An 11,302-nucleotide genomic window follows, 5' to 3' on the forward strand; every position below is an offset into this window, starting at 1 on the left:
ATCCATGAGCGACGACGACCAGCTCCAGCAACCGCAGCACCAGGACGACCTGCTGCTCTACCGCCTCTACCGCATCCACGCCACGGCCGGACCGCTGGTGGTGCGCATGTGCGAGCGCGACTACGGGATCACGCGGCGCGAGTGGCGCGTGCTGTCCTGCCTGGCGGATGTGGAGGGGGTGCAGTCGTCCGAGCTGGCGGTGCGCGCCATGCTCGACCGTGCCCGCATCTCGCGCGCCATCACCAGCCTGACCGACAAGGGCCTGGTGCGGCGCGAACCCAAGCCGTCGGACCGGCGCGAGGTGCATGTCTTCCTGACCGAGCAGGGCCGGCGCGTCTACGGCGAGGTGTTTCCGCGCATCGCCGCGATCCAGCGGGACCTGTTGTCGCCGTTCAGTGGCGAAGAGCGCCGGCAGTTCAGCAACCACCTGGCGCGGTTGCAGGCCAGCGCCACGCGGATGAACCCGGGCGGCGACTGGCTGCCACCGCTGGAGGACGCGCCCGGCTGAGCGCGTTCAGGACCGGGCCTTGAGGGCCGCCTCGACCGCGCCGGCGAGCGTGGCGCTGCCGGGCTCGACCTGGCTGGCGAAGCTGGTGACCGTCTTGCCGTCGCGCGCGACCAGGTACTTGTGGAAGTTCCACTGCGGCGTGGAGCCGGTGGCCTGCGCAAGCTGTGCGTAGAACGGGTGGCGGCCGCTGCCCCTGACCACCGTCTTGGAGAACATCGGGAACTTCACGCCGTAGGTGTTGAAGCAGAGTTCGGCGATCTGTTTGGCACCGCCGGGTTCCTGCTGGCCGAAGTCGTTGGACGGAAAGCCCAGGATCACCAGCCCCTGCTTCTCGTACTTCGCGTACAGCGCTTCCAGCCCTTCGTACTGGGGCGTGAAGCCGCAGTAGCTCGCGGTGTTGACCACCAGCAACACCTTGCCCGCGTACTGGCAGAGGTCCTGCGGCTTCTCGTCCTGCAGCCGCGGGAACTGGTGTGCCAGCAGCGCGGGGCAGCCTGCCGTGGCGGTCTGGGCCTGCGCCGGCGCGAGCCAGGGGCTGGCGAGCAGGGCCAGCGAGCCCTGGGCGAATCGGCGGCGGCGGAGGGCGGGGTGGTCGGTGTGCATCGCGCGATTGTCCGGCCGCTGTCTTGCCCCTGCCGCCAGCGCGGACAGACCCTCAGGCGCTGGCGGCCGCCGACTCGCTCACCAGCACCGCCGCCGCGAGGTCTTCCAGCGCGTTGCCGACCGACTTGAACACGGTGCGTTCGCCCGGCGCCTTGCGGCCGGTGGCGACGCCGCGCGCCAGCGTGGTCAGCGTGCCGCGCAGCTCGTTGGCGCTGAACACGCCGTGCTGCATCGGCACCAGCAGGTCGCCGCTTTTCTCCAGCGCCTCGTCGGTGTCGACGAACACGCGCGCGTGCTCGAAGCAGGCGTCGTCGGCCTCGCGCATCGCGGGCGTGAACGAGCCGATCAGGTCCAGGTGCGCGCCCGGCGCCAGCCAGCTGCCGCGCACCACCGGCTCGTTGGCCATGGTGGCGCAGCTGACGATGTCGGCCGAGGCGCAGGCGCTGGCCAGATCCTTCGTCGCGCTGGCCGAGACGCCGCGCGCCTTGAGCTGGTCGGCCAGGGCCTGCGCCTCGCTCTCGCGCCGGGCCCAGATGGTGACGTGTTCGATCGGCCGCACGGCCGCCCAGGCGGCCGGCAGCAGGCGCGCGACCCGCCCGGCACCGACGACCACCAGGTGCTTGGCCTCTTCGCGCGCCAAGTAAGAGCCCGCCAGCGCCGAGGTCGCGGCCGTGCGGCGCGCGGTGATCACGTCGCCGTCCATCTGCGCCAGCGGCACGCCGGTGCGGGCGTCGAACAGCAGGTAGGTCGCGTGCAGCCCGGGCAGGTTGCGGCGCGCGTTGCCGTGCGCGATGTTGACGATCTTGACGCCGTAGTACTTGCCCGGAATCCAGGCCGGCATGATCAGCGAGGTCACGCGCCGGCCGGCGGCGTCCTGGCCGGCTTCGCCGAGCGGGTTGACGATCTCGTGCACGTGGCGCGGCGGCGCCTCGCAGCCACCCGCGAAGCGCTCGCGCAGCGCAGGAATCAGGCGGTCAAAAGGCAGGGCGCTGCGGGTCGCGTCGGCGTCGAAAAACTGCATGCGATGGGCACCTTGTTCAGAAACCGTAGACGTAGCCCAGGCGCACCGCCGGCACCCACGCGTGCTCGACGATCGGGCTGCGTTTGATCGACGAGCCCAGCGCGGTCGCGCTGACGTCGACGAAGGTCGATTGCGAGGGCGTGATGTTGTAGAGGAAGCGGGCGCCGATCTCGGGGTTGAGGGCCGACTTGCCCTGGTAGGCCGCGCGGCCGGTGCGCGCCTCGGCGGCGCTCACGCCGTAGTAGTAGTTGACGTACTTCGTGTCCAGCCACTGCAGGCCCACGCGCGGCACGATGCGCACCGGGCCGGCGTTCAGCAGGGTCTCGACCTTGAGGTTGAGCTGCTGGCCCTTGCTGCGGCGCGAGCCGTCGGCCAGCCACTCGGCCGACAGGTGGGCGACCGGGGTGCGCCACTGCAGCTTGGTGCCCAGCCACACGCTGTTCTTGCGGTCCTGCATGCCGGTCAGCGCCGGGCTGTCGCCGGCGTCGTAACCCGTGTCGATGTAGCGCGCGCGCAGCACCGCCAGCAGCGGGCCTTCGTCGTGCAGCTTGAGGTCGGCCACCGGGCCCCAGATGTCGAGCCAGGCGTTTTCGTACTGCAGCACCGGAAACGCCTGCGTCACATTACCCACGCCGCGGTACGGCCGCCATTCGGAGGTCACCAGCAGGCCGACGCCCAGGGTGTCGGCCGCCGCCCGGGTGGGGGCCGGCTGCGCGGATGCGGCGGGGGTGGCGCTCTGGGCCCAGGCGGCGGTGGCGGCCAGGCTCAGGGCCAGAGCGAGGGAGAGGCGGGGCGGGGTGTTCGTCGGCATGTCGGGCATCGGTTCGTGGGGCGAAGCCGTGATGCTACGACGAGATGCCGGGTGCGGGGAGGCTCAGGCGAACTCCCTGGCGCTCCTGGCCTCGCGGACCACATCGTGCACATCGGCCTCGATGTCGGCCCAGGCCTGTTCGGCCATGGCCGAAGGCCGCCGCAGGTGTCGGGGCAGGCCCGCACGGAGGGGCATGCCCTGGCGCGCAAACACGACGCTGTTGCCGCACTCCCGGGTGCCGACCGCCATGGCGCGGCCGTCGAACACCGACCCGATGCGCTCCAGAAACGAACCGAAGCGGATGTCCAGCTCGTGCAGGTTGCAGACCATGACACCGCCGGTCGTCAGCAGGCGCGCACAGTGCGTGTAGAAGTCCTGCGAGCCCAGCGGGGGCGGCATGCCGTCGGCATCAAAAGCGTCGACGAAGATGACGTCGAAGGACGCGCTGTCCATCTCGGCGACCAGGGCGGCCCCGTCGGCCTGCACGACCCGGAAGCCCGGCTGGTCCGGCGGAATGTCGAAATGCTCCCGCAGCGCGATGACCGCCGGGTTGATCTCCACCACCGTGATGTCGGTTCCGGGGAAGTGCCGGTGGCAGAACTTGGGCAGCGAGCCGCCGCCCAGGCCGATCATCAGCATCTTGCGTGGCGCCGGCTGGAACAGCACGAAGCCCATCATCAGCCGCGTGTAATCCAGCACCAGCCGGTCGGGGTCGCGCAGGTCCATCGCACTCTGCACGTCGGTGGCGCCAAAGCGCAGCTCCCGCTCGAAGCGTTCCTGGTGCACCCATTCGCCGGACTGCGTCATGGACGGCCCCCGTTCCTGCGGTGCAGCCAGTCGCCGATGTCCTGCCACAGCATCGGTGCCGCGATCGCGCTGAGCAGCAGCGCCAGCGGCACCGACGCCACGAAGCCCAGCTGCTTGAACGACAGTGCCCCGACCAGTCCGCCGGCGAAGAACAGGCCCAGGATGGTGGCGTGGATGCCCAGCTTGTCGCGGTCGGCCTCGACAAAGTGTTCGGCGTTGGCGTCCAGGGCGCGGTTCCAGTAGAACAGCCGGCCCAGCTCGATGCCCAGGTCGGTCACGATGCCCGTCATGTGGGTGGTGCGGATCTCGGCCTTGGAGATCTTGGTCACGATCGCGTTCTGCAGCCCCATGATGAAGCTGAGCACCAGCACCGTGGCGGGCAGAAAGATGTCGATCAGGGCGTTCAGGTTGGCGCCCAGCAGGCCGAACAGCAGCAACAGGACCGCTTCGAGCATCAGCGAGAAGGCGTATTCGCTGTGCAGATGCCGCCGCCGCGCCCAGTTCACCAGCACCGCCGTCGTGGCGGCACCCGCGGTGAACGCGCCCAGGGCCGCCAGCCCCGCCGCACCCAGGTACAGGTTGCCCAGCACCAGGTTGTCCGCGATCTCCGAGACGATGCCCGTCATGTGCGAGGTGTAGCGCTGGATCGCCAGGAACCCGCCCGCATTGGCCGCCCCCGCCACGAACGCCAGCAAGCCGCCGAGCTGGCGGTTGGCGCGGCGGGTGCGCACCTTGTGGGTCAGGCTTTGAATCATGGTGGCGAGGTGCTTTGGAAGCACATAGAATGATAATAACATTATCATGTTTATCCCGGAACGGACCGTCTCCCCACCTGCCTAGAATGCACCCATGGAGTTGAAGACCGCCCGCCTGACTGTTCTGATCGACCCGGCCAAGAAGAAGGCCTTCGAGAGCCTGTGCGCGCGCCAGGACGTGACCCCGTCGCAGGTCGTGCGGCGCCTGATCCGCGACTACCTCGCCAGCCACGGCGAGAGCTTCACCCCCAGCGGCCTGGCCCAGCCGGTCACGGAAGACGACAGCGCGGCCGGTTGAGGGCGATCCCGCCCGAACCGGCGGGGCGCCGGGGCCGCCGCCCCATCCAGGGCATTCACCAGGCCGACAGTGCCTGGACCAGCCGGGCCTTGGTGTCCGCGTTGGCGAAGCTCGCGCCGATCGAGTGGCGGGCCAGCGCCCGGAGGTCGTCGTCCGACCAGCCGAACGCCCGGGCGCACAGGGCGTATTCGCCCACGAGGCTGGCGCCCAGCAGGACCGGGTCGTCGGTGTTGAGCGACACGGCCACCCCCGCGCGGCGCAGCCGTTCGATGGGGTGGTCCTCGATGCGGGGGTAGACGCCCAGCCGGAGGTTGGACGTCGGGCAGATGCCCAGCGGGATCTGTCGCTCCACCAGCAGCGCCACCAGTTCGGGGTCCTCGATGGCGCGCACCCCGTGGTCGATGCGGTCGGCGCCCAGCAGTTCGATCGCATCGCGCACGCCCTCGGGACCGCTGGATTCGCCCGCGTGCACGGTGCGCCGCAGGCCCGCCGCGCCGGCCCGACGGAACGCCTGCGCAAAGCGCAGGCCGGTGCGGCCGGCCGCGGCCTCGTTGCCGTCGATCGAGAGCGCCACGACGCGCGGATGCTTCAAGGCCACCAGGGCGTCGACCAGTTCGGCCGCCGCGTCCGCCGATTGGGTGCGCAGCAGGCTGACGCACAGGCCCACGGGCGGCAGGCCGTCCTGTTCGGCGGCGCGCAGGCCGGCATCGATGGCGTCGATCATGGCGGGCAGACGCCCGTGCCAGGCCGGCCAGTGGGTCGGGTTGACGATCACGTCGGCGTAGCCGGCGCCGCCCTCGGCCAGGCGCTGGCTGTAGCTGTAGGCCAGCTCGGCCAGGCGTTGCGGGGTGGCGGCGAGGCCACAGGCCCAGTCGAGAAAGTGCAGGAAGTCGGCCAGGCCTTCGAACTCGAACAGGCGATCCGCGGGCCGCGGCATGGCGACCCCCGCCTGCTTCGCCCACTGTTCGAGCAGGGTGGATTCGAAACAACCTTCAAGGTGTGCGTGGACCTCGGCCTTGGGCAAGGCGCGCAGGCGTTCGACGGACGGGTTCTGGATGGTGGGCATGGCGTGGGGGGGGGGCTGAAAGGGGCGGCGTGCGGCAGCCGCACCAGTCTGCCGCATCGGGGGGCGGGCGGCATGCGCCTGCGCGTATGGGCGGCATTCGCGCACACCGCCACCGGCGCCGCCGGGCCGGACCGGCCTCAACTTGCGGGGCTTTGTGTCGAAATGATCCGAACAAGCAAATAGACCCATACAAGGAATGAAGGCGCGTTCTCGCTCATTTGTGCTGCTGGTGGTGCTGCTGTCGGCCACCGCAGCCGGTGTGTTGTGGTGGCAGGCGCTGCGTTCGCAGGCGTTGCTGCGTCAGCAGGTGCTGCTGCAGGCCGACCAGCGCAGCCTGCATGTGGCCGGGGCCATGGCGGGGCAGGTGCAGGCGCAGCTGGGCATGCTGGACATGGCGCTCAAGGAGCTGCGCCAGCAGTGGCGGCCCGAGACGGCCCGGCGGTTTGATGCGCTGGCCGGCGACACCTTGTCCTCCCTGCCCGCGGGCTTCGTGTCCCACCTGACGGTGATCAACGCCGAGGGCTATGTGGTCTACAACAGCCTGGGCCGCGATCCGGGCCTGTATGTGGGGGACCGCGGCTACTTCACGGGCCTGCGCACCGGCGGCGACCGCCTGCTGGTGAGTGCGCCGGTGCTGTCGCGGTTCCTGGGTCAGTGGGCCTTCACGGTGAGTCGGCCGATCCTGCGCGGCGGCCGCTTCGAGGGCGTGGTGAATCTGGTGGTGCGGTCGTCCTACATGGCGGAGCGGCTCGGCGCGCTGGAGCTGTCGGACCAGGATGTGGTGTCGCTGGTTCATCCGGACGGTCACTACCTGGCGCGCAGCCGGAACAACGATGCCTCGATGAATGCGCAGGTGCCCGCGGACCGGCCTTTCCGGCGCGACCCGGCGCCGACGCAGGGCACCTACCGGGTGGAAGACGTCATGGACCACGCGCCGCGCACCTACGGGTGGCACCGGCTGCCCGGGTCGGGCCTGGTGGTGTCGGTGGGGCTGGCCGACGACACGGTGCTGGCGCCGCTGGTGCCCGCGCTGCGGCGCAACCTGGTGGCCACCGGGCTGCTCTCGCTGCTGCTGCTGGGGTTTGGCGGCGTGATCGCGCGCAGTCAGCTGCAGGCGGCGCGCAGCCAGCGGGCGCTGGCGGCCCGTGAGGCGCAGCTCAAGGAGGCGCAGCAGCTCGCGCGCCTGGGCAGCTGGACACACGATGTGGCCTCGGGCGAGGTCAAGTGGTCGGACGAGGTGTTCCGCATCTTCGAGATGGACCCGGCGCTGACGCACCCGTCGTACGAACGGTTCCTGCAGTGGGTGCACCCGGACGACCGGGCGCAGGTGCAGCACGAATACGAGGCGTCGGTGCAGGCGCGCAAGCCCTACAACCATGTGCACCGGCTGCAGTTCCCTGGCGGGCGGGTGAAATACGTGCGCCAGCAGGGGGTGACCGAATACGAGGGCGAGCGCCCGCTGCGGAGCCTGGGCACGGTGCAGGACATCACCGAAGTGCGCATGGCGCGGCTGGCGCTGCAGCAGCTCAACGAGCAGCTGGAGATCCGCGTGACCGATCGCACCAGGGAGCTGGCGCAGGCCAACCGGGAGCTGGAGGCCTTCACCTACAGCGTGTCGCACGACCTGCGCACACCGCTGCGCAGCATCCACGGTTTTGCCTGTGTGCTGGAGGAAGAGGAGGGCGCGCAGCTGTCCGAGGCGGGGCGCAAGCACCTGCGCCGGATCCAGGACGGGTCGCGCCGCATGGGGCAGCTCATCACCGACCTGCTGTCGCTGGCGCACCTGAGCCGCGCCAGGATGCACCAGGAGCCGGTGGACCTGAGCGAGCTGGCGCTGCAGGTGGCGGGCGAACTGCAGCGCGCCGAGCCGGGGCGCGAGGTCGACTGGCACATCCAGGACCAGTTGCAGGCGATGGCCGATCCCGGCCTGATCCGGGTGGTGCTGCAGAACCTGCTGGGCAACGCCTGGAAGTACACCGGCCAGGCGTCCCGCGCCCGCATCTCGTTCACGCAGGAGACGCAGGCCGACGGCATGACGACCTTCTGCGTGCGCGACAACGGCGCGGGTTTCGACATGGCCTACGCGGCGCAGCTGTTCCAGCCGTTCAAGCGGCTGCACGCGCACCACGAATTCGAGGGTTCGGGCGTGGGCCTGGCCACGGTGAGCCGGGTGATCCGCCGCCAGGGTGGCCATGTGCGCGGCGAAGGCGCCGTGGGGCGGGGGGCCGCCTTCTTCTTCACCCTGCCCGAGGTCGCGGTGACTTCGGACCTGACGACCTGGTGAGTCCGGGGCCGCGGGGTGATAGCCTCGCACGACCTCCCGAACCACGACGAACGCATGCCGATCGCTTCTCCTGTCCTGCGCGGCGCGGCGCTGGCCTTGCTGGCCGCCGCCCTGTTCGGCCTGAGCACACCCCTGGTCCAGCGCTTCGGCCAGGGCCTGGGGCCCTTCACCACCGCTGCGCTGCTGTACCTGGGCGCCGCACTGGTCGCGGTGTTCCAGCGGCGCGGTGCGTCGATCGAGGCGCCGCTGCGGCGCAGCGATGCCCCCCGGTTGCTGGCGATGGTGGCGGCCGGTGCGGTGCTCGGACCGGTGGCGCTGGCCTGGGGGCTGCAGCGCACCAGCGGCGCCAGCGCTTCGCTGCTGCTGACGCTCGAAGCCGTCTTCACGGCCCTGCTGGCCTGGCGCTGGTACGGCGAAACGATGGACCGCCGGGTCGTGACCGCGGTGCTGCTCTTGCTGGCCGGTGGCCTGCTGCTGGTGGTCGACCAGGGCATGACCGGCGTGGTGCAGCTCTCGGGCCTGCTGGCGGTGGCCGCGGCCACGGTGGCCTGGGGCGTGGACAACACGCTCTCGCGCGGTGTGGCCGACCGCGACCCGGGACAGGTGGTGCTGGCCAAGGCGGCGCTGGGGGCCGGGGCGACGGGTCTGGTGGCCTGGCTGTGGGGCGAGGCGGTGCCGTCCGCCGAAGCGGCGCTGGCCCTGCTGGCGGTCGGCGCCAGCGGCTACGGGCTGAGCCTGCGCTGCTACCTGCTGGCCCAGCGCCAGTTCGGCGCCGCGCGGACCGGCTCGGTGTTTGCCTTCGCGCCGTTCATCGGTGCGCTCGGTGCCTTCGCGCTGGGCGAGCGCTCGGTCAGCGGGCTGTGGCTGCTCGGCGGGGCGCTGATGGTGGTGGGGCTGGTGGTCCATCTGCTGGAAGACCACGCCCATGGCCACGACCACGAACCGCTGGAGCACGAGCACGCCCACCGCCACGACGACGGGCACCACGACCACAGGCACGATCCACTGCCCGCGGGCACCCACAGCCACTGGCACCGCCACGTGGCCCTGCACCACGCGCACCCGCACGTGCCCGACGCGCACCACCAGCACCGGCACCGGCACCGGCACTGAGCCTGTGTCACGCTCACCGTGACCGACAGGTTCGCGTCAGACGCGACGAACGGTGCCTGCGGGCGTGACGAAGGTCAACCTCGGGGCATCCCCGAACAGTCCCGGATGCCACGGAACGGAATATCGGCTACAAAATGCAACAAAACTCAGGGGGTGCATTGATTTCCCGACTCCGTTCCATGGTGACGGCGGTTGCGCTGTTCACTGCGCTTGCCGTGCTCTTGCTCTGGGGGCTGAGTCTGCAGCTGCAGGCCCAGCTGCGCGAGGAGGTGCTGGCGCGCGAGGAACTGCGCAGCCAGCAGCTGGCCGACGCCATGGTCGGGCAGACGGAAACACTGTTCCACCTGCTGGACCTGGGCCTGCTCGACCTGCGGGGCCACTGGAACGGCCCCGGCGAGACCTTCGAGACGGAGCGTCGCCGGGTGTTCGATTCGCTGCCGCCCGGACTGGTGTCGCATCTGACGGTGGTCGACGCGGGCGGCCATGTGATCTACAACAGCCTGGGCGCCGCGACCGGTGCCTATGTCGGCGACCGTCCGTATTTCCAGGCCATGCGCTCCGCCGGGGACCATGTGGTGCTCGGTGAGCCGGTGCGTTCGCGCCTGAACGGGCAGTGGCTGTTCGTGCTCGGCCGTCCGATCCAGCGCAACGGCCATTTCGAGGGCGGGCTGCATCTGGCGCTGTCGAGCGCCTACCTCGCCCGTTCGCTGGGGCGGCTGGCGCTGTCGGACAACGACCTGGTGGGCCTGGTGCATCCGGGTGGGCAGTTGCTCGCCCGCAGTCTGGACAACGAGTCGGCGATGGGGCAGAGCGTGCCCTCGACGCGGCCGTTCATGCTGGACCGGGAGACCGAGCGGGGAACTTTCCGCCTGGGGGGCGCGATCGACGGCGTGCCGCGGCTGTATGGCTGGCAGCGCCTGCGGGGAACCGAGGCGGTGGTGGTGGTGGGCCTGTCGGAGTCGGCGGTGCTGGCGCCCCTGGAGATGACCCACCGGGACGCGCTGCTGCTGACCGCCCTGCTGTCGCTCGCGCTGGCGGCCATCGGTGCCTGGATCGGTCGGCTGCTCTGGAAGCTCGAGCGCAGCCGCGACAAGCACGAGCGCAGCGAGATGCGGCTGAAATCGGCGCAGCGCATGGCCAGGGTCGGGCACTGGGAATACGACATGGCCAGCCGGACGCTGACCTGGTCCGACGAGGTCTACCGCATCTTCGCGCAGTCGCCGGCCCGCTACACGCCGAGCTACGAAGGGTTCGTTGCGATGCTGCATCCGGACGACGCCGCGGCGCTGCGCGAGGCGTTCGACGCGGCCATGGCCTCGCGCCAGCCGCTGGACGAGGTGCACCGCATCGTTCTGCCCGACGGCGCCGTGCGCCACGTGCGGCTGCTCTGTCTGTTCAACTTCGAGGGCAACCAGCCGGTGGGCTACCACGGCACGGTGCAGGACATCACCGAACTGCGCGAGACCCAGTTCGCGCTGGAGCAGCTCAACACCAGCCTGGAGCAGCGTGTGAAGGTGCGGACCCAGGAGCTGATGGCGCTGAACCGGGACCTGGAGTCGTTCACCTACAGCGTGTCGCACGACCTGCGCACGCCGCTGCGCAGCATCCACGGGTTCGCCACGGTGCTGGGCGAATCCGAGGGCATGCGGCTGAGCGACGAAGGACGCAGTTTCCTGGGCCGCATCCAGGAGGGCGCGCGGCGCATGGGGCTGCTGATCAACGACCTGCTTTCGATGGCGCAGCAGAGCCGGGCGGAGCTGAAGGCGCAGCGCATCAACCTGAGCGAGCTGGCGAACACGGTGGCCTCCGACCTGGCGCGCACCGATCCCGCGCGCCGGGTGCGGTGGTCGATCGAGGACGGCCTGTGGGTGCAGGCCGACCCGGGGCTGATGGCGGTGGTGATGCAGAACCTGCTAGGGATGGTGTTCAAAACACGTTTAGCGCCAGCCGATAGCGGGCGGCTTGCCACGACATGAAACAGCGCGACTCGGAATCAGCGAATTCAACGCAGTTTCTGCGTTTGCACCGCCCGTTTT

The 11,302-nt window shown here is 70.4% G+C and carries 11 protein-coding genes; 5 read left to right on the forward strand and 6 right to left on the reverse strand.

Annotated features, from left to right (window positions below):
• The first annotated feature begins 4 nt into the window (after positions 1-4).
• Positions 5-508: a MarR family winged helix-turn-helix transcriptional regulator gene (locus tag ACS5NL_RS21840; RefSeq protein ID WP_439356111.1), complete on the forward strand. Its 504-nt coding sequence runs from the start codon at positions 5-7 to the stop codon at positions 506-508.
• Between the two features lie 6 nt (positions 509-514).
• On the opposite strand, the gene ACS5NL_RS21845 is transcribed toward ACS5NL_RS21840, so the two are convergent.
• From ACS5NL_RS21845 to ACS5NL_RS21865, 5 genes are all read right to left on the reverse strand, one after another.
• A complete protein-coding gene (locus ACS5NL_RS21845; RefSeq protein ID WP_439356113.1) occupies positions 515-1,111 on the reverse strand; it encodes a glutathione peroxidase in 597 nt (198 codons plus the stop codon).
• 52 nt (positions 1,112-1,163) lie between these two features.
• A complete protein-coding gene (gene lhpI / locus ACS5NL_RS21850; RefSeq protein ID WP_439356115.1) occupies positions 1,164-2,132 on the reverse strand; it encodes a bifunctional Delta(1)-pyrroline-2-carboxylate/Delta(1)-piperideine-2-carboxylate reductase in 969 nt (322 codons plus the stop codon).
• Positions 2,133-2,148: 16 nt separating this feature from the next.
• Positions 2,149-2,943, reverse strand: coding sequence for a MipA/OmpV family protein (locus ACS5NL_RS21855; protein ID WP_439356116.1), 795 nt, complete (start codon positions 2,941-2,943; stop codon positions 2,149-2,151).
• 63 nt (positions 2,944-3,006) lie between these two features.
• Positions 3,007-3,750, reverse strand: coding sequence for a fused MFS/spermidine synthase (locus tag ACS5NL_RS21860; protein WP_439356118.1), 744 nt, complete (start codon positions 3,748-3,750; stop codon positions 3,007-3,009).
• The gene (locus ACS5NL_RS21865; RefSeq protein WP_439356120.1) at positions 3,747-4,505 is read right to left on the reverse strand and encodes a YoaK family protein; all 759 of its coding nucleotides are present in this window, start codon (positions 4,503-4,505) and stop codon (positions 3,747-3,749) included. Before ACS5NL_RS21865 ends, ACS5NL_RS21860 begins: the two co-directional genes overlap by 4 nt.
• A 94-nt stretch (positions 4,506-4,599) precedes the next feature.
• On the opposite strand from ACS5NL_RS21865, the gene ACS5NL_RS21870 reads away from it, so the two are divergent.
• The gene (locus ACS5NL_RS21870; protein WP_439356122.1) at positions 4,600-4,803 is read left to right on the forward strand and encodes a ribbon-helix-helix protein; all 204 of its coding nucleotides are present in this window, start codon (positions 4,600-4,602) and stop codon (positions 4,801-4,803) included.
• Positions 4,804-4,858: 55 nt separating this feature from the next.
• Here the strand turns inward: ACS5NL_RS21870 and add are convergent, their stop codons facing one another.
• Positions 4,859-5,869, reverse strand: coding sequence for an adenosine deaminase (add, locus tag ACS5NL_RS21875; RefSeq protein ID WP_439356123.1), 1,011 nt, complete (start codon positions 5,867-5,869; stop codon positions 4,859-4,861).
• Positions 5,870-6,065: 196 nt separating this feature from the next.
• Here add and ACS5NL_RS21880 point away from each other — a divergent pair, with 196 nt between their 5' ends.
• From ACS5NL_RS21880 to ACS5NL_RS21890, 3 genes are all read left to right on the forward strand, one after another.
• Positions 6,066-8,153, forward strand: coding sequence for an ATP-binding protein (locus ACS5NL_RS21880; protein WP_439356124.1), 2,088 nt, complete (start codon positions 6,066-6,068; stop codon positions 8,151-8,153).
• 54 nt (positions 8,154-8,207) lie between these two features.
• Positions 8,208-9,266, forward strand: coding sequence for a DMT family transporter (locus tag ACS5NL_RS21885; protein ID WP_439356125.1), 1,059 nt, complete (start codon positions 8,208-8,210; stop codon positions 9,264-9,266).
• Between the two features lie 179 nt (positions 9,267-9,445).
• The gene (locus tag ACS5NL_RS21890; protein WP_439356126.1) at positions 9,446-11,242 is read left to right on the forward strand and encodes a histidine kinase dimerization/phospho-acceptor domain-containing protein; all 1,797 of its coding nucleotides are present in this window, start codon (positions 9,446-9,448) and stop codon (positions 11,240-11,242) included.
• Positions 11,243-11,302 lie beyond the last annotated feature (60 nt).

The organism is Hydrogenophaga sedimenti (genome assembly GCF_051857515.1).
Taxonomy (GTDB): domain Bacteria; phylum Pseudomonadota; class Gammaproteobacteria; order Burkholderiales; family Burkholderiaceae_C; genus Hydrogenophaga.

Excerpts from the sequence above, each read along its gene's own strand:
- ACS5NL_RS21840 (WP_439356111.1), top strand. The coding sequence starts at position 5 with ATGAGCGACGACGACCAGCTCCAGCAACCGCAGCACCAGGACGACCTG.
- ACS5NL_RS21845 (WP_439356113.1), bottom strand. The coding sequence starts at position 1,111 with ATGCACACCGACCACCCCGCCCTCCGCCGCCGCCGATTCGCCCAGGGC.
- lhpI (WP_439356115.1), bottom strand. The coding sequence starts at position 2,132 with ATGCAGTTTTTCGACGCCGACGCGACCCGCAGCGCCCTGCCTTTTGAC.
- ACS5NL_RS21855 (WP_439356116.1), bottom strand. The coding sequence starts at position 2,943 with ATGCCGACGAACACCCCGCCCCGCCTCTCCCTCGCTCTGGCCCTGAGC.
- ACS5NL_RS21860 (WP_439356118.1), bottom strand. The coding sequence starts at position 3,750 with ATGACGCAGTCCGGCGAATGGGTGCACCAGGAACGCTTCGAGCGGGAG.
- ACS5NL_RS21865 (WP_439356120.1), bottom strand. The coding sequence starts at position 4,505 with ATGATTCAAAGCCTGACCCACAAGGTGCGCACCCGCCGCGCCAACCGC.
- ACS5NL_RS21870 (WP_439356122.1), top strand. The coding sequence starts at position 4,600 with ATGGAGTTGAAGACCGCCCGCCTGACTGTTCTGATCGACCCGGCCAAG.
- add (WP_439356123.1), bottom strand. The coding sequence starts at position 5,869 with ATGCCCACCATCCAGAACCCGTCCGTCGAACGCCTGCGCGCCTTGCCC.
- ACS5NL_RS21880 (WP_439356124.1), top strand. The coding sequence starts at position 6,066 with ATGAAGGCGCGTTCTCGCTCATTTGTGCTGCTGGTGGTGCTGCTGTCG.
- ACS5NL_RS21885 (WP_439356125.1), top strand. The coding sequence starts at position 8,208 with ATGCCGATCGCTTCTCCTGTCCTGCGCGGCGCGGCGCTGGCCTTGCTG.
- ACS5NL_RS21890 (WP_439356126.1), top strand. The coding sequence starts at position 9,446 with ATGGTGACGGCGGTTGCGCTGTTCACTGCGCTTGCCGTGCTCTTGCTC.